The 24,688-nt window shown below is 40.3% G+C and carries 21 protein-coding genes and 1 pseudogene; 4 read left to right on the forward strand and 18 right to left on the reverse strand.

Annotated features, from left to right (window positions below):
- Positions 1-158: 158 nt before the first annotated feature.
- From RMX89_RS19660 to RMX89_RS19675, 4 genes are all read right to left on the reverse strand, one after another.
- Positions 159-1,142, reverse strand: a complete 984-nt coding sequence (locus RMX89_RS19660; RefSeq protein WP_322639107.1) for an RNA polymerase sigma factor, RpoD/SigA family — start codon at positions 1,140-1,142, stop codon at positions 159-161.
- 505 nt (positions 1,143-1,647) lie between these two features.
- The gene (locus tag RMX89_RS19665) at positions 1,648-1,788 is read right to left on the reverse strand and encodes a hypothetical protein (protein WP_322690120.1); all 141 of its coding nucleotides are present in this window, start codon (positions 1,786-1,788) and stop codon (positions 1,648-1,650) included.
- Between the two features lie 42 nt (positions 1,789-1,830).
- Positions 1,831-3,561, reverse strand: a complete 1,731-nt coding sequence (locus tag RMX89_RS19670) for an ATP-binding protein (RefSeq protein ID WP_322690166.1) — start codon at positions 3,559-3,561, stop codon at positions 1,831-1,833.
- A gap of 93 nt (positions 3,562-3,654) precedes the next feature.
- Positions 3,655-4,449, reverse strand: coding sequence for a glutathione S-transferase family protein (locus RMX89_RS19675; protein WP_322682440.1), 795 nt, complete (start codon positions 4,447-4,449; stop codon positions 3,655-3,657).
- Between the two features lie 709 nt (positions 4,450-5,158).
- Here RMX89_RS19675 and RMX89_RS19680 point away from each other — a divergent pair.
- A complete protein-coding gene (locus tag RMX89_RS19680; protein WP_322690121.1) occupies positions 5,159-6,007 on the forward strand; it encodes a fasciclin domain-containing protein in 849 nt (282 codons plus the stop codon).
- A gap of 76 nt (positions 6,008-6,083) precedes the next feature.
- Here RMX89_RS19680 and RMX89_RS19685 read toward each other — a convergent pair whose 3' ends face one another.
- Positions 6,084-7,004: a polysaccharide deacetylase family protein gene (locus RMX89_RS19685; RefSeq protein WP_322690122.1), complete on the reverse strand. Its 921-nt coding sequence runs from the start codon at positions 7,002-7,004 to the stop codon at positions 6,084-6,086.
- Between the two features lie 719 nt (positions 7,005-7,723).
- Positions 7,724-9,022, reverse strand: a complete 1,299-nt coding sequence (gene hemL / locus RMX89_RS19690) for a glutamate-1-semialdehyde 2,1-aminomutase (protein WP_322669970.1) — start codon at positions 9,020-9,022, stop codon at positions 7,724-7,726.
- A gap of 229 nt (positions 9,023-9,251) precedes the next feature.
- Here hemL and hisIE point away from each other — a divergent pair, with 229 nt between their 5' ends.
- On the forward strand, positions 9,252-9,902 hold the full coding sequence (gene hisIE / locus RMX89_RS19695) for a bifunctional phosphoribosyl-AMP cyclohydrolase/phosphoribosyl-ATP diphosphatase HisIE (protein ID WP_322690123.1): 651 nt from the start codon (positions 9,252-9,254) through the stop codon (positions 9,900-9,902).
- A 37-nt stretch (positions 9,903-9,939) separates the two neighbouring features.
- Here hisIE and RMX89_RS19700 read toward each other — a convergent pair whose 3' ends face one another.
- Positions 9,940-11,199: an MFS transporter gene (locus tag RMX89_RS19700; protein ID WP_322690124.1), complete on the reverse strand. Its 1,260-nt coding sequence runs from the start codon at positions 11,197-11,199 to the stop codon at positions 9,940-9,942.
- A gap of 486 nt (positions 11,200-11,685) precedes the next feature.
- On the opposite strand from RMX89_RS19700, the pseudogene RMX89_RS19705 reads away from it, so the two are divergent.
- Positions 11,686-11,877, forward strand: a pseudogene (locus RMX89_RS19705) (DUF2811 domain-containing protein); the annotation flags it as partial.
- Positions 11,878-12,532: 655 nt separating this feature from the next.
- On the opposite strand, the gene RMX89_RS19710 reads toward RMX89_RS19705, so the two are convergent.
- A complete protein-coding gene (locus RMX89_RS19710) occupies positions 12,533-13,252 on the reverse strand; it encodes a response regulator transcription factor (RefSeq protein ID WP_194040360.1) in 720 nt (239 codons plus the stop codon).
- Between the two features lie 649 nt (positions 13,253-13,901).
- Between RMX89_RS19710 and RMX89_RS19715 the strand changes: the two genes are divergently transcribed.
- On the forward strand, positions 13,902-14,528 hold the full coding sequence (locus RMX89_RS19715) for a CPP1-like family protein (protein WP_322669967.1): 627 nt from the start codon (positions 13,902-13,904) through the stop codon (positions 14,526-14,528).
- A gap of 153 nt (positions 14,529-14,681) precedes the next feature.
- Here the strand turns inward: RMX89_RS19715 and RMX89_RS19720 are convergent, their stop codons facing one another.
- The 10 genes from RMX89_RS19720 to RMX89_RS19765 form a co-directional block, all read right to left on the reverse strand.
- Entirely contained in the window at positions 14,682-15,374 is a 693-nt protein-coding gene (locus tag RMX89_RS19720) for an HAD family hydrolase (protein WP_322669966.1), read from the reverse strand.
- Positions 15,375-15,492: 118 nt separating this feature from the next.
- A complete protein-coding gene (hppD, locus tag RMX89_RS19725; protein ID WP_322690125.1) occupies positions 15,493-16,572 on the reverse strand; it encodes a 4-hydroxyphenylpyruvate dioxygenase in 1,080 nt (359 codons plus the stop codon).
- A gap of 106 nt (positions 16,573-16,678) precedes the next feature.
- Positions 16,679-17,383 carry an SDR family oxidoreductase gene (locus tag RMX89_RS19730; RefSeq protein WP_322682449.1) on the reverse strand — a complete coding sequence of 235 codons (705 nt, stop codon included), beginning with the start codon at positions 17,381-17,383 and terminating at the stop codon, positions 16,679-16,681.
- Between the two features lie 81 nt (positions 17,384-17,464).
- A complete protein-coding gene (locus tag RMX89_RS19735; RefSeq protein WP_322690126.1) occupies positions 17,465-18,739 on the reverse strand; it encodes a transposase-like zinc-binding domain-containing protein in 1,275 nt (424 codons plus the stop codon).
- A 181-nt stretch (positions 18,740-18,920) separates the two neighbouring features.
- Entirely contained in the window at positions 18,921-19,700 is a 780-nt protein-coding gene (locus RMX89_RS19740) for a phosphate ABC transporter ATP-binding protein (protein ID WP_322669962.1), read from the reverse strand.
- A 416-nt stretch (positions 19,701-20,116) separates the two neighbouring features.
- A complete protein-coding gene (gene pstB / locus RMX89_RS19745; RefSeq protein ID WP_322669961.1) occupies positions 20,117-20,896 on the reverse strand; it encodes a phosphate ABC transporter ATP-binding protein PstB in 780 nt (259 codons plus the stop codon).
- Between the two features lie 71 nt (positions 20,897-20,967).
- The gene (gene pstA / locus RMX89_RS19750) at positions 20,968-21,849 is read right to left on the reverse strand and encodes a phosphate ABC transporter permease PstA (protein WP_322690127.1); all 882 of its coding nucleotides are present in this window, start codon (positions 21,847-21,849) and stop codon (positions 20,968-20,970) included.
- 73 nt (positions 21,850-21,922) lie between these two features.
- Positions 21,923-22,900, reverse strand: a complete 978-nt coding sequence (gene pstC / locus RMX89_RS19755) for a phosphate ABC transporter permease subunit PstC (protein WP_322690128.1) — start codon at positions 22,898-22,900, stop codon at positions 21,923-21,925.
- A gap of 231 nt (positions 22,901-23,131) precedes the next feature.
- Complete coding sequence (pstS, locus tag RMX89_RS19760; RefSeq protein WP_322669958.1) at positions 23,132-24,175, reverse strand: phosphate ABC transporter substrate-binding protein PstS; 1,044 nt, start codon at positions 24,173-24,175, stop codon at positions 23,132-23,134.
- Between the two features lie 302 nt (positions 24,176-24,477).
- Positions 24,478-24,672, reverse strand: a complete 195-nt coding sequence (locus RMX89_RS19765) for a DUF6745 domain-containing protein (RefSeq protein ID WP_322690167.1) — start codon at positions 24,670-24,672, stop codon at positions 24,478-24,480.
- Between the last annotated feature and the right edge of the window lie 16 nt (positions 24,673-24,688).

The following is a 24,688-nucleotide window of genomic DNA, read 5'->3' on the forward strand; positions in this document are numbered from 1 at the left end:
CTCTAATTCCTTTTGATTTGCGTTCTCTCATATCGCTTTTAGTCTAAACTCCAGTGATTAACTGCGTTTCCTGGTTTTCAGCAAAAAAAATCGCCCCCTGAATTCAGGAAGCGCATCACTAAGGTGCTGTAGAGACGCGAAGTTCCGCGTCTCTTATTTTAGCTAGCAACGTATTCTTTGACATTGGCACGACGGCGACGCAGATGAGCCAAAGCTTGATGCTCTAACTGACGAACGCGTTCGCGGCTGAGATTCAATCTCTCACCCACTTTCGCCAATGACATTTCATTACCATCTTCTAAACCAAAGCGCAGGGCTACAACTTCTCGCTGTTGCGGTGTTAGTTCTGCTAGCAGGTTGTTTAAGTCTTGGCGTAAGAATTCCTGGTTGGTGTAATACTCTGGTGATGGCCCATCATCTTCGAGCATTTCTTGCAACTCAGTATCTTGGTTCTCACCAACTCGCACATCCAAAGACACTGGTTGACGAGCCATATTCAGGTACTCGCGAATCTGAGCAGGTTCTAGTTCCAGTGCTTTGGCAATTTCGGCTGGAGTTGGCGATCGCCCCAAGCTTTGAGCCAACTCGCGCTGCACTTTTTTAATTTTGTTCAGTTTCTCGGTGATATGGATCGGTAAGCGAATAGTCCGACCTTGTTGAGCGATCGCCCGAGTAATTGCTTGGCGAATCCACCAGTAAGCATAAGTCGAGAACTTATAACCCCTCATCGGATCAAATTTCTCCACACCCCGCTCTAACCCTAGTGTTCCTTCCTGGATTAAATCCAGAAACTCCATATTTCGCTTTTGATACTTTTTAGCAATAGCGACAACCAAGCGCAAATTCGCTTCGATCATTTTTTGCTTCGCCCGCTTACCTTGTGCCACTGTCTGCTGCACATCGGTTTCCGATTGTTTAACGTGGTCAGCCCACTCTGAAATATCCGGTTCGCGTTGCAACTTCTTCGCCAAAGCTTCCTTGGCATCGATGAGCGTCATCATTTGTTGCACTTGCTTCCCAAACACAATTTCTTGTTCGCGGGTTAGCAGTGGTACACGACCAATTTCTCGCAGATAGGTTCGCACCATATCAGCCGTGAATTTGGTGTTGAGGTTTTCCGTTTGGGTATTGACAGTAGGCATTGGTGCGATGTCCTCTACTTCGTAAAGATAATGTATGTTTTATTACTAAAATGGATGGGGAGAAGTAGTACATCTATCACGAAATATCGGGAGCTATCAAAAGCAATTAGTTAATTGATACAGCCGTTGTTAAGACGGTAAGCCCCCATTGATAGGTTCCCCTACCTTCCCTAAATTTTCAATTTTTTATAAGCACGCTGGTTATTTTTGAGAATTCTTCTCTTGGACAGTTACTAACACCGATCGGTAAATCCGAAGTCGGTATGAGTTCTACTTAACTTATGATACGATAAATCAGGCAAATAGTAAACTCTCTTAAGATAAAACCTATTATTATAATTTAAAAGCAGCCGTTATATAAAAAATTTTTAAATTTCCTCGAAATTGCTGACTACTTCTATAGTGACGCCAAAAACCCCTCTTCTGTTGCCAAAACTAGCGGGATAACCGAACTTAATTTGCTGTGACAATGGACGGATGTCACGAATTAGTCATTTGTCATTTGTCATTGGTCATTTGTCACTTGTACTGAACGGCTCGTGCCGACTTGTGCCGGGCGAAGTCGAGGTAGTGGAGCCGAGGTAAGTCGTTGGCGTAATCTCTGTCTTTGACACGCTGTTAGCGTTCGTAGAGAAGTATTGGTCATTTACAAAGGACAAATGACAAAGGACAACTGACAAATGACAATCTAAAATCCAAGGTCAGCTTTGGCTAGTTCCGCAGCGGCGAATACTTCTGCGTCAGGTTTTTCTTCCCAGGCTGGCTCACCAATTTCGGCATAAAAAGTTGCGTCATAAGGACGGGTACGGACTACTACGGGCATAGGAACGGCGTGACCCAATATTAAAGCTTGTTGTTTCGAGTCTAGCTTTGCCAATACCGATCGCAGTCCGCTACCACCAGATACACCTGTAAAAATCGCCTCAATGTCTTTTTCATCATTCAGCAAAGCGGTAATGCGAGTCCCTATTTGCGACATCACTTCATTATCAATGCCTGATGGACGTTGATCGACTACCAAAAGTGTGACAAAATACTTCCGCAGTTCGCGGGCAATAGTCCCAAAGATAGTACTTTGGACAATAGCTGGGTCAAGGAAACGGTGCGCCTCTTCAATGGTAATCATCAATGGCGTTGGGCGATCGCTAGGATTTTTGCTTTGCAGGAATTTGTCTGCTTTCTTGACGTAATGCTCGTGAATACGGCGGGTGATCATATTTGTCACCAACATATAAGAGAGCATATTAGACTGGGAACCGAATTCTATCACAACATTCTTCCCAGATTCCAGGCATTGCACAATTTTACTAATGTAATTCTGGGGGCAAACTGCTCGCATATACTTCAAGCTATCCATCCGCAAGAGTTTGCGCTGTAATGCCATAATCGAGCCTTTGTGTCCCCGCTTTTCGTCGCAGAACATCTCGATTTCTTCGTTAGTCATATTCAACAACTGGACAATCCAAGACTTACCAAATTCGCTATACAAAATATTGGCATTATCCAAGGCTGCGTCAGAGAGTCCTAAATCTCGGCTACATAACTTAATATCTTCAACTTCTATTTGCTCGTAACTCAAATAAAGTTCTTGAGCATCACGCACACCCCGACGCTTCGTCGATTCCGGGTCGAGGGTATAAACTTCTACCTTACTAGGAAAAAGTTGCTTTAAGCCTTTAACAGTATTGACATTTTTACCTTCTGCAACGGCTTCCCAGCCATACTCAGAGTGCATATCAAAAATCAAGTTGACTGCCGCATTTTTACGGATAACGCCAGCTAAAAGTAGTCGAGTTAGAAAAGATTTACCAGTACCAGATTTCCCAAAAACTCCATTACTCCGTTCTACAAAGCGATTCAAATCGATACAAACGGGTACATCCATATCCAAAGGTTTGCCGATGGAAAAGTTGCGCCTTTGGGGGTCATCTTCCCAACCAAATACGCGGCGAAAATCGTCAACACTTGCTTCGTAAACTTGACTAAAGTGACTAGGAATAGTTTTCACCGGCAACAATTCTATTGTCGTGCTGGTTTGTGGCATAAATGAAGCTAAACCCGTCACCGATGGAAGGAAAGGATTTGCCGATTTGCCATTTGTTGGGGAGAAAGATTCTTCAGTTTCGGGAGTGAACATCAACATCGGCGCGAGGTTGATAGTACCATAAGTACCACTTCCGGCTAAAACATCTCGTAAAAAAGTGTCTTCCCAATTGGGGGGATTAGCAATAATTCGGGCATTAGCAGCTCCCAATGCTACATCTGTCAGCATACAAAAAAAACGCGATCGCATCCCTTGCACAACAAGAAATTTACCCACCCGCATATCTTCTACAGAAATGTCAGGATGCAATCGGACTTCTAAACCTTCAGTTAGAGAACCTTGAATGACCGAACCTAATGGCTGTGCGAAATTCATCTGATTAGTCATTTGTCATTTGTCATTTGTCATTGGTCATTGGTCATTTGTTTTTTCTCCATCCCCTATGCCCAATTCCCCATGCCCAATTATCTAATCAATCTGAATCGAGGTTGGCGCACTTCCTGTTGATGGAGTGGTACTAATTAACGGTTTGCGGAATTGGGCGTAAAGGCGATCGCGCCAGGTAAAGAATGGTTGATAATCTATATTCTCGGCAAAGATTGGCAATCCTTTACCTCTGATAGAAGCTGGTAAATCCAGATAGGGCCCAGAGGGGAACTTGAGTAATATCGATAAGCCAGCCACCGCTAAGTCAGCTAAAGTCGGCTCATCTCCTGTTAAATAAGGACTATCTGCCAATAATAACGTTAAGGCTTCCAAGTCTTGTTTTAAAGATGCGATCGCTGACTGTATCACATCTGGGCTGTAACCTACGCCAAAACCCAACACTGTCAGTAAGTCACTAGGTACTCCTTGAACCAGACTTTTAAATATATCTGGTGTTGAGGTGGGTAATAAAGACTTACGGAAATTTTGATCTTGACTTACGGCTGCAAATAGTGCTTTGCGACCTTTGATGCCTATGGACTCATCCGCCCATTCTTCTATTAATAAAGTTAAACCCCGTTGTTTAGAATTTTGCGGTATTATGGGGCGATCGGGATACTCTAAGTCTAAATACTTAGCTATTTCCGTGGAATCCGCAATATATTTATTACGATCCTTTAATACTGGCACTTGTCTTTGACCAGTCAGCCGGAACAGTTCCACTTGTCCAATCCCAGGCGTGACCTCTATTTTGCGGTAATCTAGTCCTTTAAAATCTAGAATTAGGCGCACTTTCTCTGAGTATTGAGAGAGTTCCCATTGGTATAATTCCAGCATGTGTTCTATCTCTTGTAACTGGTCAACTTATTAACTTTACAATTGTATCTTTAGTTTAAGTAATTTTTATTGGTATTAGTTGGTAAGCTGTCTATTTAATTGACATTAAGGTTTAACCGATGCCTGATTGTTGGCAAAATTATCGATTTAAAAAAATCTTGTTTTCTGATTGATTAAAATATCAAATAACTAAGTAATTTAATTCGGCATGTATTATATAAATAGCCCTAACCCCTCATTTGTGGATCTTCAACAGTTACTTCAATTTTTGTCAGCGTTAGCCTACCCTAAAATATTTCGGGAATTAATTTCTGTGCTTTTGCTGAATAACCAATGTAATTCAACATTTATGAATCAACTATTAATTTAAGTACAACTTTGTATATAAATTATCTTTCAAGTATAATCTTTCTTTGGAGCTAATTGTAACTTATAGCTTGTAGAGGTGGGATTTTCATACTTTCCGATAATTTATGTTATCCGAGTGGGGTTTTTAAATTTTTGTGTGATGGAGAAAATTTGTTCAATTTCCAAGAAATAATATGGTAGATATATTTCATGACGAACGGCGTGAATCGAGGTTAAATATTTAACCTCACTAGCACAAACTATTCTACAGAAAAACCTTACTTCCCTCTTGAGTTAGATTTTGTGCATAGCAAAATGTTATAAATCTTTATGTAATGTGTGGACAAAAAAAACAAAATTTATGAAGACAAATTACAGCAAATTGCTGACCACGTTGGCAGGCATAGCAGGATTTACTAGTTTCAGCGTCCTCATTACTTTACCATCTGATGCGAAAGAGGTATTAAATCCTAACCCCAGTATTTTCAACGAAGCTCCTTATAACCAAGGTCAACGCCTTCAAGCAAACACTCAATACGTACCTACTGAAGCCGTTTCCCAAATCGAAAAGGGCAATACCAAACGCAAGCCAGTAGCACAGAGAAGTGGTGGAACGGTAAATCCCAGACCAAGTATTTTCAACGAGCCTCCCTATAACCGTGGTGGTGGTAGTGCTACACCTAGTGAACCTACACCCGTCACCCCAAGTACTACCCCAGAAACTCAACCTACCACACCATCTACTAATACACCTACTACAACTCCACCAAAACCAGGGGCAAGTAGCAATCAAGGCAAAAACTTATTAGCCTTGGCAGAGTCAAACGCTTCCTTTACCACGTTGACCAAGGCTTTGAAAGCAGCAGGATTAACCGCAGCTTTGCAAGGCAAAGATAACTTAACTATTTTTGCACCCACAGATGCAGCTTTTGCTAAGTTACCAGCAGATGCTTTGCAAGAATTATTAAAGCCAGATAACAAAGAAGTATTGCTCAAGATTTTAACTTACCATGTGGTGCCTGGTAAGGTATTGTCTACTGATTTAAAGTCTGGCGAAGTTAAAAGCCTCGAAGGTGGCACAATCAACGTTAAAGTCGATCCTGCTACTGGTGTCACTGTCAATGATGCTAAAGTAACACAGGCAGATATCACAGGTAGTAACGGCGTAATCCACGCGATCGATCAGGTGATTTTACCTCCTGACTTGTAGTTGTAAGGTATCAGCACAACTGGCAACATAACTAGATTGGCATAAAGTATTAATACGTTAAAGTTCCGTTCAGATGTTAGTTTTGGACGGTTTTTTTGTTTGCAGTTAGCTTTTGATCTTTATCTTGCATTTCTAAAAGTTCAGGAATAGTAACAAATTTATAGCCCTGTTTCCGAAAGTTGGCAATAATTTCTGGTAAAGCTTGGACAGTTTTAGAGCGATTACCACCACCATCATGCATTAGCACAATTCCACCTGGCTTGGCCCTCCTAAACACATTATTAATTAATTTTGGTACAGCAGGACGTGAGTAGTCTACAGAATCAGATGACCAGCGAATGATGGCATATTTGCTATTTCTCGCGTAACTAGCCACCCCATTGTGCATGATTCCCCCTGGTGGTCGAAATAAATTTGTTTTAATCCCTGTCACTTGATAAATCAAGTCTGCTGTGTGGTCAATTTCATAGGCAGCTGCTTGTGGATTTAAGAATTGATACCAATGATGCCAAGTGTGATTACCAATTACGTGACCTTCAGCAATCTCCCGCTTCACTAAGCCTGGATAATTCTTTACATTTTGCCCAATCAGAAAAAATGTCCCTTTTATCTGATTTTTTTTGAGAATATCTAGTACTTCCCCGGTACTTTCAGTCCATGGCCCATCATCAAAGGTGAGCGCAATTACTTTCTGGTCGGGAGTCAATTTTGCCGCATCAACTATTGCCCCTTGAAAACGCTGTGGCACAGTATATGAAAAACCTTTTGTTTGTACTTGTTGCTGCCAACTTCTAAGCATCGTTGCTTTGAGTTCTTCAATCTGCTGCTGAATTCCAACTTTGCTTGGTTGATTGTTTACATTTATATTCTCTGTACTTTGAGCATTAGAAGAGCTTGACTTAATAAGCATCATCGTGCTGACACTCACACTCCCACTCAATACAAGCAACGTAACTAATATTTTTTGCAGACCAAAAAATGACTTATTGTCGTCCACTTCATAGCTCCTTCAAGGTCGAACCATCTTTTTTTCACAATACTTATGGCAGCTTTTTCTACTCTGTAAGCCTTGCCATACAAGCTACAGTTATGACTGGTCTATTTTTTCAAGTTAGCTCTAACACTGACTCAGAAAAAATACCTTACCCGATGGATAACCTAATATCTATAAGCAAAACCCTCACCATAAAGATGAGAACCTGCTTGCGCATTAATTTTTGTAATCTATGGGGTATGAGGGAATTTCGAGAACTGTAAAAGGCAAGTAAAATAATTTGTAATTAAGTTAAGTTTTGCAACGGAGATTCAGATAAGAGCCACAAAACTTGACATTTCTTAGTTGCGAGGGACTTAACCCCTATAATTTATTAATCTTGCCTCATTAACTATGAATCTTAATGTAGGCTAAATATTGCATATTCTATTGACGAAGCTATTGCGAAATGATGACGAAGATGTGACCTTTCTTGAGTAATGACGATAAAAAGCAAATGTGTTAAAAAATTTCTTCGATCCCCAGTAGCATCAAAGGATTGAACGCTATTAACTGCTGAGAATTCTGCAAATAATGTTTTAAAGTGAGTCCGAAAATTCCGTACGCTTGTTTTCGTCTCAAAAAAGGGACTTCCGATAAATCATCCATTTTGTGGGGCTTTTCGGCCCACCCCACAAGAGTTAACAGGATACTTTTATTTGGAAATCCCTTATCTGAAAAGGTTACAGACTAGACATTACATCCCGTGCAACTGCTAAAGTCTGCTCAATGTCTTCTTCTGTGTGGGCAAAAGATGTAAACCCAGCTTCAAATTGAGAGGGTGCTAAATAAACACCACGCTCTAACATCCCGCGATGGAAGCGTCCAAATTTGGCTGTATCAGACTTTTTCGCATCTTCGTAGTTATGAACTGGGCCAGCGGTAAAGAATAAGCCGAACATGGCGCTGATTTGACCGCCGCAAGCTGCATGACCAGTTTCTTTAGCAATTTGCAGCAAACCATCTGCTAGCTTTTTAGTAATTCGCTCAAGAGACTCGTAAGTACCTGGCTTTTGCAGCAATTCTAAAGTCTTAATCCCAGCAGTCATCGCCAAGGGATTACCAGAAAGAGTCCCAGCTTGATATACGGGGCCGGCGGGCGCAACCATTGACATAATATCTCGGCGACCACCATAAGCCCCTACTGGCAAACCACCACCAATCACCTTACCCAAGGTTGTTAAATCGGGAGTGACGCCAAATTTTTCTTGAGCGCCACCGTAAGCAATGCGGAAACCTGTCATCACTTCATCAAATACCAACAACGCTCCATATTCGTGAGTTAGTTCCCGTAACCCTTCTAAAAAGCCAGCATCAGGTGCGATAAATCCAGCATTGCCGACGACTGGCTCAAGAATGACACCAGCAATCTCGTCGCGATTTTCTTCAAATAAAGCTTTGACTGCTTCTAAGTCATTGAAAGGTGCAGTAAGAGTACTGCTAGTTGCTGCTTTAGGAACTCCCGGTGAGTCTGGCAAGCCAAGTGTGGCAACACCAGAACCCGCTTTCACTAGAAACGTATCGGCGTGTCCGTGGTAGCAGCCTTCAAATTTAATGATTTTGTCTCGGTTGGTGAAAGCCCGCATCAGCCGCAAAACTCCCATACAGGCTTCAGTTCCAGAGTTGACAAATCTGACCATTTCGATGCTAGGAACGGCATCGATGACCATTTCTGCCAAAACATTTTCTAGGACTGAGGGTGCGCCGAAACTGGTGCCTTTTTCTAAAGCTTCATGCAATGCTGCAATGACTTCTGGATGAGCATGACCACAAATAGCTGGGCCCCAAGTGCCTACATAGTCTATGTATTTATTGCCATCTACATCCCAAATATACGCACCTTTGACACGATCGAAAACAATGGGTTGTCCGCCCACAGATTTAAAAGCACGAACTGGAGAACTGACTCCTCCGGGCATGAGATTTTGAGCGGCGGCGAAGACTTCTTGTGATTTTGTTGTTTTAATTGTGGTATTTACCAAAGTTCTCTCCTAACAGTGGGCAATAAAACGCTCTATCTTAGGATAAAGTCAAACACTGCTTAGAATTTCTATCCTATAAAATTAGCGGAACCAAAAAAATAACATTATGTTATGCAAGTCCAATGAAGACTTGACTTTAGATATTTAATTCAAAAAAACATATCGGCTGTCCTATTTTGAATGGTATCGTGAATCCATAAATTATTCTCATGAGAGCAAACTAGCTGGTATGTCTTCTTACGATTCGCGATCGCTGCATTACACTATCCCGATTGAGAAAATTCGCTACGATGAACGGGGTCTAGTGCCTGCAATTGTCCAAGACTATCTAGATGGTACTGTCCTGATGATGGCGTGGATGAATCAGGAGTCGTTACAAAAGACTTTAGAAACTGAAGAAACTTGGTTTTGGAGTCGTTCCCGGCAAGAATTGTGGCACAAGGGGGCAACTTCTGGGCATATCCAAAAAGTACAAAGTATCCGTTATGACTGTGATAGTGATGCGCTGCTCATTGGGGTAGAACAATTAGGAGATGTTGCCTGCCATACTGGAGAGCGCAGTTGTTTTCACCAAATAGAAGGGAAAATTGCTGCACCTCCAGGCGATACATTGTCACAATTGTTTCAAATAATATGCGATCGCCGCGATAATCCTACTGAAAGTTCTTACACTTGTAAACTATTTGCAGGTGGCGATAACAAAATTTTAAAAAAGATTGGTGAGGAAACCGCTGAGGTGGTAATGGCTTTTAAGGATGATGAAGCAGATGCGATCGCAGGTGAAGTGGCTGATTTGCTATATCATACTTTGGTTGCCCTAGCTCACCATCAAGTTGATTTAAACTCGGTGTATCGTAAGCTGCAAGAACGCCGCCAATAGAGTAAAAAAACAGGTCATCTTACCGTGGGGAGTTATGTTACTCAGCCAAAATTCGATTGAGATACTGTAAAATTAGCACAGCGATCGCTACACTGAAGATGAAGCCTAGCCAGTAAGTATTAGTAATAATTTGTGGTTGGTCTAATGCCCATCCGCCCAAGGGATGACCAATAAAAGAGCCAATAGCCCAGCACAAAGCGTTGATAGAAAAATAAACGCCGCGTTGATTTTCCGGGGCTAACTCAGTCACTAAAGAAGCAGCAGATGGCGTATAGGAAACAATCGCCACAGCCAATACTCCCAATGCTAATGTTACCCAAAGCAGATGATGAGATGAGACTGTAGCACTTACCCAAATCAGTCCAAAACCAATTGCCCAGAAAATGCCAGAAACAGTGAGTGCGAGTGTATGAGAACAGCGTTTTAAGATGCTGGTGACAGGCAACTGACAAATAATAGCGAACAACAGATGCCAAGCAAATAGTCCGCTAATGGTAGTTTCAGCAAATCCCTTGGCGGTACTTTCTACAAAAACAAAGTTTTTGAAGTAAAGCGGTAGGGTGCTGTGGATTTGAGAAATATAGATTGTAAAAAATATATTAACTGCGATGTAGACTAAAAAACGCCAATCTCTTAATACTGCCATCCAAGCAGCAAAAAGTTCTGTCTTTTCAGGTTCCTCTATCTGCTGTTGTTCGGTTTCATTAATCCCTACATAGACAACTCCAAAAAATGCCATAAAAGAGATGGCATCAATCACAAATAGCCAGCGATAACTCCCAATTATCGCGATCAAAAACCCAGCTAACACAATTCCGATCGCTAACCCCAGATTATCAGCTAGTCTGGCGATCGCAAAAGTTTCCCGGCGATTGTCAATTTGGCTAGCGTCAGCAACCACAGCTTCAGCCGCCGGCCAATAGAAACCTATCCCTAAACCGCTAATCAAGCTACCGATTACCAAAGAAGTGAAATTATCGGTTGCAGCTAAAACTAGAGAAGCAATTGCTGAAATCGCCGTCGCTAGCAACAAAGTACGCCGGCGTCCCCAATATTCAGAATCAGCCAAAGAACCACCCGCAATCCGCCCTACGATGCCGGAAATCGAGGCGCTACCCAAGGCTACCCCAACACTGGTTGCAGATAAACCAAGTTGATTGACAAAAAAGATGGGGGCGTAAAACAGGGTACAGCCAGTACCAACTTCCGAGAGAAATCTACCAATTGCGAAAACCCAGACCTGGGGATGTATCGAGGGCAACCACGATGATAACTGAGATTGAGAAGCTAATTTCATGAGTTTAAATGTCATAATTTGATGACATTTTTGTAATTCTTATCATTGGTTACTATTTTCCTCACTGATTCCACAGGGTTTCCACAGGGATTTTAGCAGTTTTCCACAGGTGCTATACGAGCTAATAGGCTTCTTGCTGTCTTACTGGGGATTGTTGATTACAAGTAGCAAAGAAGTTTAAGGACTGAGTTTTTATGAAGTAAAGTAACAAAAAATTGGCTTAAATCCCTATTCTGTCGTTCGCATTTATTTTTTATACCATCGTTTTTAACATTTCGCAGCATTGACAAACCCACCCCCTCTTGGCGCACAATGATGCGGCTTGCTTTTATAATTCCGTTCAACCGCTGGCATCAAATGTGTAAAATATATTACTACTAGATGTAAGCGCAGATTGTCGGGATAGCGAAAGAGCGTGTAAAGCCCTAAACCGCTTTACCGCAAGCAACTTGTCCCTCTTGATTATCCTCATAGGAGGAAAATCTCATGAAATCAACGGTTAGTATCTTTACAGAAATTCCTGAAACACTCCACGAATCCTTAAAAAACTACTTAGAAACCCATCCCGATTGGGATGAAAACAGAGTACTGACGGCGGCACTATCATTGTTTTTACTCCAAAATGGAGATAGCGATCGCCGTGCTGCTCGAGTCTATCTGGAAACTTTGTTCCATCACTCCACAGTAGAAATGCCCTGTACCGACTCACCAGCAACAGCTAATTTACTAGACACCCCATAGCTACTGGTATAAAGGGCGTTATTCCCCTATTTATTAATGGGGCACGGCATACCGTGCCCCATTAACGGGATTTTCAACTGATAGCGATCGGCAATATTACAATAAAAAAGATCGGTAGATTCCGATCCATAAAAAAGTTCTAATAGTTTCTTTTATTGCCAAAAGTAGTTGCTAATAGAGCGGAATTTACCTTTGTTCTCAGTCTCCAACTGGAAATATCTATTTTGAGGCTGCCGCTTCCCTGACTTACGGCAGCATTTCCAGACAGAGGCTATAAACGGGCTTTTAATGGGACTTTAGCTTCATTTGACTACCAATGCACAGCTATGTACCCTATGAACTCCAATCTCAGCACCGTTATATCTACCAAAACGGTTACATACCAAGAAATATTTTCCAGTGGACTTTCTCCCCTGTTTACTATCTTAAATAGATAGATAAATAAATATCTCAAATCACTGTTTGGCGTGTATTTGAGGAATATCTACTTATTTTGATTATCTAAATTTGTCTGTTACTAAAACTAAGAAAATTCACCAACCACTACCCCAAGAGTCAACAGTCAAGAGTTAAAAAACTCTAGACTATAAACTCAGGACTTGCCTTCCAACTGCTGGGGGTGAGCAGCAGATTCAAACTTATAGCCTACGCCACGTACAGTTTGAATTAATGCTGGCTGACTAGCATCAATTTCAATCTTCTTGCGAATTTGGCCGATATGAACATCTACAACCCGCTGGTCGCCGACATATTCATAATCCCACACCTCTTGGATTAGCTCTGCACGCCGCCAAACTCGGCCTGGATGACTAGCTAAAAAATGCAACAAGTCAAATTCCAGAGCAGTTAAGGGTACTGGTTGGTTATTAAGTGCTACCTCCCGTCGCACTGGATCGATCATAAGTTTTTCAAATACCAAGCGTTTCTGCTCGGCCGTAGTTATCACTCGCTGACGCCTCAAAATAGCTCCAACTCTGACTTCTAGCTCTCCTAGTCCAAAAGGCTTGGTGAGATAGTCGTCAGCACCTTTAGCAAAGCCGCGAATTTTATCAGCTTCGTCAGCACGGCTAGTCAACATCAAAACAAAAACACCATTACGACTTTGCATCTCTTGGCAGAGGTTAAACCCTGTGACATCTGGTAAATTCACATCTAGAATCACCAAATCAGGGTTAAATTGCTCAAATAGATTTAAGGCTGTCTTTCCGTCTTCGGCAGCCTCCACCTGATAGTTCTGTTTAATCAAAAAGCGTTGGATTAAATTCCGAACCGCAGGGTCGTCGTCAACTACAAGAATCTTGGCGGGAGCCATGACCATTACTTTGCACAAAAATTCGTAAGATTAACAAGAGAGTTGCGTAAAAACGCAGTTGCCACTTTAGGACTAACTAAGAATCTACATGGCTACGGTATAACAATCCCGATTATTCTAAAATAAATACTCTAATCAGGATTGTGGGCAATGAGAAGGCGAAACTTCTGTTAGCCAACAGTATATAAGCGCTCTGACTTCAACTGCAACCGTTCTTGATCGCAAGACACCTTCTCGATCCCAGTTAGCTGGTAACTTAAAACGTTTCAATTTTAAATCGATATGTGGATATATACCACAAGCGATTATTCAGTATAATTAAAAAAAACTCTTTTAGGGCACAGTAAGTTGCCAAATTTGAAACATTAAAGTTGATTTTTTCATAAAAACCATGACTTTTAGGTACTCTCCGTTCAAATTCTAGATTAGAGCCAGAATTAGACAACGACATGAGGGTATACACGGAGTTATAGCGATATGTTAAAGTGACTATAGTTGAAATTACAAAGTCGATCAAACTAACCCGTGCTACTATCCTGGTAGGGCATATAAATAGGTCGAGACTTTAGTTTCGATCGAAATAAAACCTAAAATTGTTTTTTATTCGATAAAAGACTGCCGCTGATTGAGGCTGAAGTAACAAACTCCCATGAGCGATCAAAATCCCTACGAAAAACTTGGGGTATCAGAAGAGGCTAGCTTCGATGAAATTCAGGATGCTCGTAATCGCCTATTCGATCAACATAATGGCGACGCCAAGCATTTAGAAGTGATTGAGGCGGCTTACGATGCGATTTTAATGGATCGCTTACGGATGCGCCAGGAAGGTAAAATCAAAGTCCCTGAGCGGATACGGTTTCCAGAGTTGCGAGTGCCATCGCCTCCTAAAGAAAGTCCAACCCCTCGCGAGCAGTCACCCGCATGGCTGCAACGGATGCTGGATCAGCCAACACCTGCGGATATACTCTTACCAGGAGCTTGGTTTCTCGGTTTGAGTTCTATTAGCCTGTTCTATCCAGAGGGAGGCGATCAGGTTTTGCAGTTAGCATTGGTGGTTGGCGTAGGCACTAGTATTTACTTTCTTAATCGCAAGGAAGGCAAATTTGGCCGAGCAGTTTTGTTCACCCTGGTCAGTTTAATAATTGGCCTAATCGTTGGGGGACTAGTTGCTAGCTGGCTTTTACCACAAATATCATTTATCAATCTGGAAACGAATCAGTTCTCTACTGTAGTGACGTTTATATTGTTGTGGTTAGTTAGTAGTTTTCTACGTTAAACCACTGCCGTAAGTAGGTTTCGATAAAGAAGACATGGTTTATGTGTGTTCTTCTAAGATAAAAAGTCAGGAGTCAGAATAAGTATTCTGACTCCTATTTTAATTTGCAACCCGAATGCTGATTAATTGAATCTGTTGTAGGTACAGAGCTTTTTAGACAAGGTGTTTAGCTTTTAGAACTAAATCTACAGCAGCGCTAAAATCCTGAACAATTAAGTCGGGGTGGTAAAGTTCTAATTGGGTGCGATCGCGAATCCCGGATTCCACAGCCATTACCTTAATACCATAATTTTTCGCAGCGGTGATGTCGGCTTCCGTATCGCCTACCATCCAGGTATCAGCTGCGGGGGGCAGTTCTTCTAAAGCCCTAGCCATCAACAAGGGCTTATCTTCAATATCGCGAGTTTTAACGTAGTCGTTAGTCAAGCAAAAACAACGATTTTCTGGGAAAAATCTCCCTAAATCGTGTTTTTGGAAGGCATAATCTAGTTCCCGAAATCGGCGCATGGTCATAACTGCTAAATCAATTCCAGCTTGTTGAATTTTTAGCAGTGCATCCACAGCACCAGGCGCGAGGGTGTCATAGTCAAAGTAGGGTTCTGTATGCACAGTTTGTCGTCGCAGCTGGGCAAATTCTTGGGCTTGGGCTTCGTCTAACCCGGAATTTAAGGCGATTTGTTTTTCGGGAACACGCGATCGCTTTAACTGCCAAAATTCCGCTTTCGGAAGTTCTTGCACTACTTGATCTGGGCGACGGGTTTTATCTAAGCAGAATTGATAAACACGGTAGTACCGTTCGGAAACATCAATAATTGGGCCGTCGAAGTCAGTAATAAGTCTTAGCATCGGCGGTAAAAGTTAATTTTTATTAAGTTTATCTCAGATGTATGGCTATTTTTTGAGGGTATCAAGTCTAGCTAAAGGTTTTTTGTAAACTATTTTTAAGAAAGTATCGACAATTACCTCATTGCAGCGTACCGCGTTTAATTTGTTCGCTTTCAATGGCTTCAAATAAGGCGCGAAAATTACCTTCGCCAAAACCTTGAGCTTGGTAACGACGTTCAATAAACTCAAAGAAAAATGTCGGCTGTTCAAAAATGGGCTGGGTGAAAATTTGTAGTAATAAGGGTGCAGTATTTCCTCCGTCTAAAGGAGTATATTCTTGCCAGTCCACGAGAATTTCCTGTTGAGCGATCGCTTCTAATTCTAGAGGTGATAGCGTGAGTCCTGGTCGCTGTTTTAGTTGTGAATAGTAGGTTTGGGGAACCGAGAGTAAGGATAAACCACTGGCACGAAATTTCGCGATCGCACTCACAAGATTAGTCGTCCGCAAGGCAATATGTTGAATTCCTGGCCCCCGATTGACATCTAGAAATTCCTGAATTTGAGAATTCTTGGAAGCCGGTTCATTAATTGGCAATTGAACGCTACCGTTACGCGAAACCATCACCTGGCTGTGTAAAGCAGAGTGATTGGTTTTAATTTTAAATGTTTGCTGGGGTTGAAAATCTAAGATATTTTCGTACCAAGCGACGGCACGATCTAATTCACCAACAGCCACGTTTAGCACTATGTGATCTATGGCAGTAATAGTGTTGTCATTTGCCATTTGTCCTTTGTCAAAAACCAATGACGGATGGTTATCGGCAAATAACCTTTCTATCAACGTATGAGTCAATCCACCCCAGGCGGCAATTTTGCCACATTTGATGAACGCCGTACCTACCTGGCGTTCCTGGATGGGTTGTAGGATTGTAGCACCGTGCATTTGAGCTAGTGCGATCGCGCCTTCGACATCTTCGACAGCAAAAGCGACATCTGCCACACCAGGTGGATAGTGACGCAGAAATTCAGCTACTGGACTTGTGGGTAACAGTGGTGAAGACAGAAAAAAGCAAACAGTACCACTTTTTACCACTTCTGTACAAGTGTGAAATGAACTGATGCGATCGTTGGTTACTGCTTGAAAACCAAGATGGCGTACAAACCAATCTCGCCAAACTTTGGCGTCTTCTACATAGAAATGAACGCGATCAATTTTCATAAATATTGAAAATCAAGCATAACAGTTTATATATCTGTAAATTTTGCCTTTTTTGCTAGATTTTCACTTCTTTCCTAAGCAAGAATTATGTAAGCATACTCCCCCTTTAAAAGAATAAATGACTATCAGGTTGAATGTTAATTTCCATTGGCACAGCCTGCGGTTCGGCAGAAAGAGCAAAGAAAATCGCATTGGCAGCAGTTTCAGGACTAAGCATTTTTTTTCGGTCTACTTTTAGGTTGACGTTATCCCAAAAAGGAGAATCTACCCCACCAAAGTAGAATAGCGTGAACTTGATACCAAAACGCTTGAGTTCTTCTGCCATGCACTTGCTAAAACCGACAACACCAAACTTAGAAGCCGAATAAGCCGCTGCCATCCCCATCGAATGCTTGCCCAGAATTCCAACGATATTACAGATGTGACCAGACTTGCGCTTTTGCATCTCTTCAGCAGCCGCCTGAGTGGTGTAAAAGCTACCTTTTAAGTTGACATCTAACATCTTGTCTAAATCAGCAGGTTCTAGGCTGTTGTAGGGCTTGAGTATACCAGCACCAGCTGCATTCACTAAAATATCAATTTGACCAAACTCAGCGATGGTCTTTTCTATCAAAGTATCTACCTGCTGTGGGTCAGTAATATCGGTGGGAACAGTCAAAACTTGTCCTGGTAAATCAGCAGCCAATGTGGTTAAACGAACTGTATCTCTCGCAGCCAGTACCAACCGGACTCCGGTAGGCGCAAGTTTTTGTGTTAAAGCTGAACCAATACCACCAGTAGCTCCGACAATAACAACAACTTTATTCTGCATCGTATTATTTACATTTCTTTACATCTTTGTACATAATACTGAATTATAGGCTCAGGTTATACGTAGACATCTTAAAAGTATCTATTCGGAGAATAGCGGCATTACCTCATATTCCTTGCCATTCATTTTTAATGTAAACGTGGGAGATGATTTTAGATATTTGGTAAAATTGGAACCTAACTTTAATTTTTTAATAATTGAATTAGGAGATTCTCCGGTTATTCTCCGTAACTCTGAGCCTAGTTTGGACACAGACACTTGAGTTTGGGGAGACTTTGTTTGTATATCTTGAATAATTTTTAATAATAATTTATCTAATGTTTTTTCATTAGGGATTTTCGCAGGATCTTCTTGAATTAATTGTGCAGATAAATTATTTATAATAGGGGTAATTTCTTCAATTTCTGGTTGCTTATGATGAGATTTATTATTGATATTGGATCTTTCTTGAAACAAACTTGCAATCGTTGTTAACCTGTGTAATCGAGTATTGATTGAATCTTGTTCATTTTTAATTAAATCTTGAATTTGCTCAACCACTTTTTCTAAAGATGGAACTTCTGTTGCCATTGCTAAAGAATAATGAGTGAATTTGCCAGTATTCCGGTTTTCTATATGCAAAGTTTGCCCTTGTCTACGTACCCAATAGACAATTAATCCTTGGTTTTGGAGTTCATTACAGAGGTGACTTAAAATCCCATCGCTAGAACAGACTAATATTTCTTTAACGGTTGGATAAGAACGTACAATACAAGCACCGAAAGCAATCATTTTTGCATCAGCACTATCCTTACCTTCTGGCACATGGACAAGTTGATAGCCACGGTTATATAGTTCAATATCTTGCTTTCCAATACTTGGATTTTTCCAGTTAGCAAATGCCATTTTAAATTGGAGAGGATACTTACAGACACTAGCTAAAAATAATTCTGAATTAATATCTAATTTTAAGTTTTCTGCATCCAAAAGTAGAAGTGATATTCCTGTATCTAATTGATATTTTATTTCAGCTTTTGGTTGAATTTTTTGGATAAATTGGCTCAAAGCAGCAGATTCTAACCAACTAGGCGATAATATTGTTTGCAGCAGTTGTTCAGCTAATGTCAAACTAAAAGAGCTAAGGCTTTTTTCTGTGATTTCTTCTTCGGGCAGGTTTTTTAATAAAGAAAGTTCTGTCGTTTCAGCCGTAGATACTTTAGTATATCCGTTGCTGTTAGCAAGCAAGTCAGTTTCTAAGGAACGAGAGAATGCAGATTCTAGGAATTGTTTACCACAATTTTTGCAGAGGTAATTCTGCTTGTCATTCCGACGACCATTTTTACGATATGAAGTAGATTCGCACCGAGGACATTTCATTTTATGATTTAGGTGGTTTAGAGAAGATACTTTCCTCTAAATATAGAGTATAAAAACAGACTGTCAATATCAGTCTGCATTGCCTAAGACAAGAAAAACTCAAAGCAAGCAGAAATTAAATTCAATCTTAATTTCCACTTGCACTATGTCATATACTTCTAAATCGCTAGAGTGAAACGCTTTAACTGACGCGGGCGAAAATGTAGTCGCGGGTGCGAAAATCCACAGGGTTAGTAAATATTTTATTTGTAGTACCAAATTCAACCATTTGAGTAATACGATTTTCATTACTATGAAAGAAAGCCGTAAAATCAGATAGGCGAGTAACTTGCTGCATATTGTGAGTAACAATCACAATTGTCAACTCAGAACGCAAGTTATGGATTAAATTCTCGATTTTCATACTACCCATAGGATCGAGACCTGAACAAGGCTCATCCATCAACAAAACGTTAGGTTTGACCGCTAAAGCACGGGCAATACATAATCTTTGTTGTTGACCGCCAGAAAGCTCTAAAGCAGATTTGTGTAGTTTATTTTTCACTTCATCCCAAAGTTCGGCAGCTTTGATGGCAGATTCAACAATTCCATCTAATTCTACTTTCGGATGCCATCCAACTAACTTCACCCCATAAGCAACATTATCGTAAACGCTCATGGGAAAAAGATTTGGCTTGGGAAAAACCATACTAACTTGGCGGCGTAAGCGATTGATGTTAACGCGACGCTCATAAATACTCTGCCCAAAAAATTCTACTTTTCCTTCAACCCTTACTTCTGCCTCTAATTCACTCATGCGATTTAACGATTTAAGAAAAGTAGACTTCCCACAACCACTAGAACCAATAATTGCCGTGACTTTGTTTTGGTAAATATCCATTGACACGCCTTCAACTATCTTTTGAGTGTCGTAAGAGAAGCTGAAGTTTTTGACTCTGATGGCTGGAATTAGTTTACTCATATTCCTAAAACGTCTGAAACAAAACCTGACTAGGTAAAGTAGTACAAATTAGCACCGCTGTTTCACTATGTTACCCCCAAAAGAAGATATTCATGGAAATTACGTAGCCATACAGTAGCTATACAGCAGATAAACTGTTAGTCGATACTTATATTAAAGTTATGCCTCAAAATTTATCTTTTACAAACTTTTTATACCCACCTTTCACACCTTAACTATTGAACAAGGATTAGGTCTGGTTCGATTTAAAATAGCTATGTAGAAATCAAAATACGAATATTATATACTCCTCATGGGTAGTAAGAAGTTAATTTATTTATAAAAATAAATTAGTAACTTTTTTCAACTACACTTTATAAGTATCTTTTAGTGCAAGATAGCTCGACAAAAATCAATAAGTCACGCTAGAACGTACCTTAACCGAAACGCCCTGAAATGTAGTCGCGGGTGCGAGGATCGAGTGGATTGTTAAATATTTGCTCTGTAGCGCCAAATTCAACCATTTGACCAATCCGACTTTCATCGGTGCTAAAGAAAGCCGTAAAATCAGAAACACGAGCGGCTTGCTGCATATTATGGGTAACGATCGCAATTGTCAACTCAGACTGTAAGCTATGAAGTAGTTCCTCAACTTTCATGGTGGCGATGGGGTCAAGAGCCGAGCAAGGCTCATCCATTAGCAAAACTTTTGGCTTGACTGCTAAGGCACGGGCAATACATAATCTTTGTTGCTGACCGCCAGAAAGCCCTAAAGCTGATTTATCGAGCTTATCTTTGACTTCATCCCAAAGAGCAGCGCTGTGAAGTGCAGATTCGACAATTTCATCTAATTCTAATTTTGAATGCCTACCTGCTATTCTCATCCCGTAGGCAACATTTTCATAAATACTGATCCCAAAAGGATTCGGTTTTTGAAACACCATACCAATTTGGCGGCGTAACCGATTGATGTTGACACGACGATCATAAATATTCTGACCAAAAAATTCTACATCTCCTTCAACTTTGACAGGCCCTTCTAATTCGCTAATGCGATTAAGAATTTTGATGAAGGTAGATTTACCACAACCACTAGGGCCAATAATTGCAGTTACTTGGTTCTGATAAATATCTATTGATACCTTTTCAATAGCTTTTGTTGTCCCATAGTAAAAGCTGATATTTTTAACTTTGATAGCTGGAATTAGGTTACTCATGCTTGCCCAAGGTGCGAAAGAAAAATTGATAAAAATAGGATTCAGGAACCAGGATAAATATTATAGAATTCTCATTTGATTTTTCTTTGCCTAATAACTAAGCGAGAAAGAATACTAACAGATAAAATTAAGCCGAGTAGAACTATAGAAGTAGTCCAGACCAATTGACTTTTCTGTGGGTCGGGGTCGTTGTAGAGGTTAAAAATCAATACTGGTAAAGAAGCTGTAGGACTTAACAATCCTTCTGACCAATCTAAACTAAATAAAGCGGTAAAAATTAAAGGTGCTGTTTCACCAGCCGCACGAGCTACAGCTAATAAAATACCTGTAGTAATTCCGGGGATTGCAGTAGTTACAACAATGCGAAAAGTAGTTTGGAAGCGAGTTCCACCTAAAGCAGCAGAGGCGAGGCGTTGAGATGTAGGAATCAGTTTTAAGGATTCTTCTGTTGTCAGTATAATTACAGGTAGCATAATCACGGCTAAAGCAAAACCACCTGCGATCGCACTAAATCCTTTAGTGACCAAAACTATTACACCATAAGCAAACACGCCGACAACAATTGAAGGTACGCCTGTAAGAATGCTGGTGACAAAGCGAACAATACTAGCAACTGGATTAGTTTGACTAAATTCTGCTAAGAAAATTCCTGTCATGATTCCTGTGGGAATGCTTAAAATAGCACCAATTACCACCATAATTATGGTTCCCAAGATAGCATTGCCAAAGCCATTATCAATAACTGCTTTGACAAACATTTCTGATTTGAGTCCAGATATTCCCCGGATCAAAATTTCCCACAAAATTGATAATAAAGGAATGAGTACTAGACCTGTAAGACCAAAGGCGATCGCATTCATTGCATAGGTAAATATTACCCGCTTTCTTGGCAGAGGACTGCATAATTCTGCCGCCAAAAATTCATCTTTTTTTGATTGAATGTAACTACTCATGAATTTGACAAAGTTTGATTGATAAACGTCTTGTTAACTGAGGTATTTGTAGGAATTTAAAAATAAGATAGTGTTATTTATTTTTTCTGCCAACCCACTTCACTAAGATGACAGCGCCAATATTTACAGCTAAAGTCAACCCAAACAAAATCAATGCTAAATAGCTTAAAGCACCTATATGCAAACCCGGTTCAGCTTCGGCAAATTCATTAGCTAATACAGAGGGAATTGTATAAGCTGGATCGAGTAAAGAAGCGCTGATTTGAGCAGAGTTACCAATCACCATAGTAACGGCCATTGTTTCACCCAAAGCTCGTCCTAAAGCAAGCATTGCTGCACTTACTATTCCAGAAAATCCAGATGGTAGCAAGACTCGAAAAATTGTTTCCCAACGAGTGCCACCCAAAGCCATAGATGCACTACGTAATTCTTTAGGGATAGCTATTAAGACATCACGACTAATTGCTGCCATTGTGGGCAAAATCATGATGGCGAGAATAATTCCAGCAGTCAACATATTAGTCCCAGAAGGATCTTCTGTATTAAACAGTGGTATCCATTTAAAAGTACTGGCTAACCACTTTTGTAGAGGTTCTAGAACTGGAATAAAGACAAAAATCGCCCATAAACCAATAATTACACTAGGAATTGCAGCAATTAATTCAACAACAAATGCTAGGGTGATTCGCAGCGATGTAGGTAAAAAATTTTCACTTGTGACCAAGGCTACTGCAATTCCCACAGGGACAGCGAATAAAATAGCGATCGCACTACTTACTAAAGTTCCATAAATATAGGGTAATGCACCAAAAATCTGATTACCTGTATCCCAATCTTGTCCCCACAAAAACCCCATTCCAAACTGCTTAATGGCTAGTAGAGCTTCGTGTAAAATTACCCAACTCATTAACAATAGTATTGCAACAGTAATCACAGCAAAAAAGTATACTAGCCGTGTAAAACCTTGGTCAAACCAGAAATTTGTGCCGCTAGTAGTAGTTAGATTGAAATTTTCATCACCTAGATTTGATTTCTCTAATAAATTTGCCATTACAAATCAATAAAATAGTTTTTTCTTACTATTAGAGCGAGTTATTAACTCAGTCTGTCATTCGTCATTAATCATTTGTCCTTTGTTATTTGCAATTACAAAGGACAAATGAGCAAGGACGACCATAACAAAAGTTTTCACAATCTCATTTAGGATTGCTATATTCAAAGCATCCTTCCCTTTTTAAGGGAATTGGGAAATCTCTTGTACATAATTTCTAAAAATTACAAATTAAGGCTTGACAGAGCTATTCACTGTCTGAAGCACTCGATTTGCTACATCAGATGGAATTTTGGTGTAGTTCAGATCGTCGTTATACTGTTGACCGTCTTTCAATACCCAATTAATCCATTTCTTAATTGCATCAGCTTTAGCAGCATTAGCATACTGTTTGTAAACCATCATCCAAGTAAGACCGACAATGGGATAACCTTGTCCTGGATCTCCTATAAAAACGCGGTAGTTGTTTGGAAAAGTGACAGTTGATAAAGCTGCATTTGCAGATTCTAAAGAAGGAGCAACAAATTCTCCGTTCTTATTTTGTACCAGTGCTGATTTCAGATTATTTTTGACAGCGTAGCTATATTCTACATAACCAATAGAACCAGGAGTCCGAGCTACTATAGCAGCTACACCTGGATTTCCTTTGCCTTTGAGGACGTTTGGCAGATTCCATTTTGGAGCAGTGTTAGTTCCAACTCTGCCTTTAAAATAACCGCTGATGGCACTTAAGTGATTTGTAAAAATGAAAGTTGTACCGCTACCATCGGCACGAACAGCAAATTTAATTGTTTGATTTGGTAGATTAGCGCCTGGATTATCAGCTTTAATTTTCGCGTCATTCCATTTGGTAATTTGACCTGAATAAATTGCTGGTAGTGTAGCGCGGGATAATTTGAGATTGTTAACGCCTGGAAGATTGTAAACAACAGAAACAGCACCGCCTGCTGTAGGTACTAAAATTGCACCATTCTTGACTTTAGCAATTTCATCATCTTTCATTGCAGCATCACTACCACCAAAGTCAACGGTTCCAGCGATGACTTGACGAATACCACCACCACTACCAATTGCTTGGTAGTTAATTTTCAAGTCTGGATATTTCTTCTTCACTTCACGAGCATAGCGTTCGTAAAGCGGAGCTGGGAAAGTTGCTCCTGCACCATTGAGAGTTTCAGCTTGTGCGATCGCACCAAAAAATGGACTAAGTGCAACAGAAGTTGTCACCATTGAAGTAGCAACGACACGATTCAATATGGCGGTCGAAAAAATCATATTACCTCTGATTAAAGGAATATTTTACTGCTGTAATTCCAGTCTTAAACAGGCTACATTTTGTATGGTTAAACCTTATTTAACAATTGATAAGCAATAAATTAAGATATGTTTAAATATTGAATTAAAAGATTTTTGCTTATTGATTTTGATTGACTAAATTATTTGATTAAAAATTAATAAAAATTTAAATTTTAATTTAAATAATTAAAATTGAGTAAATCACGCAATCTCAAAATTTTCACTTCAGTAAAAAAGAGATAAACACAGATATTTATCGGTGAGTCTCTAGAATTGCACATCTAAACAGACTCAGGATCTTGCTGCTGATAATATTGCTCTTCTTGAGAAGGATGTTTTCCGTGGCAAGCATAAACACTATAGCCGTCAGCAAATTGAAGAGCAGCTTCCTCGTCAGCATGAAGCATATTTTCTTCGTCAAAAGACAACTTGCAAGGGCGATCGCAGACTATACAAACCTTTTCAAATTGGAATATTTAACCACAATGTTGA

It is taken from the genome of Nostoc sp. DedSLP04 (genome assembly GCF_034530775.1).
GTDB lineage: Bacteria > Cyanobacteriota > Cyanobacteriia > Cyanobacteriales > Nostocaceae > Nostoc.

What these genes read in the sequence shown, in the direction of transcription:
- RMX89_RS19660 (WP_322639107.1), bottom strand. Translation starts at nt 1,142, where the DNA reads ATGCCTACTGTCAATACCCAAACGGAAAACCTCAACACCAAATTCACG.
- RMX89_RS19665 (WP_322690120.1), bottom strand. Translation starts at nt 1,788, where the DNA reads ATGACCAATACTTCTCTACGAACGCTAACAGCGTGTCAAAGACAGAGA.
- RMX89_RS19670 (WP_322690166.1), bottom strand. Translation starts at nt 3,561, where the DNA reads ATGAATTTCGCACAGCCATTAGGTTCGGTCATTCAAGGTTCTCTAACT.
- RMX89_RS19675 (WP_322682440.1), bottom strand. Translation starts at nt 4,449, where the DNA reads ATGCTGGAATTATACCAATGGGAACTCTCTCAATACTCAGAGAAAGTG.
- RMX89_RS19680 (WP_322690121.1), top strand. Translation starts at nt 5,159, where the DNA reads ATGAAGACAAATTACAGCAAATTGCTGACCACGTTGGCAGGCATAGCA.
- hisIE (WP_322690123.1), top strand. Translation starts at nt 9,252, where the DNA reads ATGTCTTCTTACGATTCGCGATCGCTGCATTACACTATCCCGATTGAG.
- RMX89_RS19700 (WP_322690124.1), bottom strand. Translation starts at nt 11,199, where the DNA reads ATGAAATTAGCTTCTCAATCTCAGTTATCATCGTGGTTGCCCTCGATA.
- RMX89_RS19710 (WP_194040360.1), bottom strand. Translation starts at nt 13,252, where the DNA reads ATGGCTCCCGCCAAGATTCTTGTAGTTGACGACGACCCTGCGGTTCGG.
- RMX89_RS19715 (WP_322669967.1), top strand. Translation starts at nt 13,902, where the DNA reads ATGAGCGATCAAAATCCCTACGAAAAACTTGGGGTATCAGAAGAGGCT.
- RMX89_RS19720 (WP_322669966.1), bottom strand. Translation starts at nt 15,374, where the DNA reads ATGCTAAGACTTATTACTGACTTCGACGGCCCAATTATTGATGTTTCC.
- hppD (WP_322690125.1), bottom strand. Translation starts at nt 16,572, where the DNA reads ATGAAAATTGATCGCGTTCATTTCTATGTAGAAGACGCCAAAGTTTGG.
- RMX89_RS19730 (WP_322682449.1), bottom strand. Translation starts at nt 17,383, where the DNA reads ATGCAGAATAAAGTTGTTGTTATTGTCGGAGCTACTGGTGGTATTGGT.
- RMX89_RS19735 (WP_322690126.1), bottom strand. Translation starts at nt 18,739, where the DNA reads ATGAAATGTCCTCGGTGCGAATCTACTTCATATCGTAAAAATGGTCGT.
- RMX89_RS19740 (WP_322669962.1), bottom strand. Translation starts at nt 19,700, where the DNA reads ATGAGTAAACTAATTCCAGCCATCAGAGTCAAAAACTTCAGCTTCTCT.
- pstB (WP_322669961.1), bottom strand. Translation starts at nt 20,896, where the DNA reads ATGAGTAACCTAATTCCAGCTATCAAAGTTAAAAATATCAGCTTTTAC.
- pstA (WP_322690127.1), bottom strand. Translation starts at nt 21,849, where the DNA reads ATGAGTAGTTACATTCAATCAAAAAAAGATGAATTTTTGGCGGCAGAA.
- pstC (WP_322690128.1), bottom strand. Translation starts at nt 22,900, where the DNA reads ATGGCAAATTTATTAGAGAAATCAAATCTAGGTGATGAAAATTTCAAT.
- pstS (WP_322669958.1), bottom strand. Translation starts at nt 24,175, where the DNA reads ATGATTTTTTCGACCGCCATATTGAATCGTGTCGTTGCTACTTCAATG.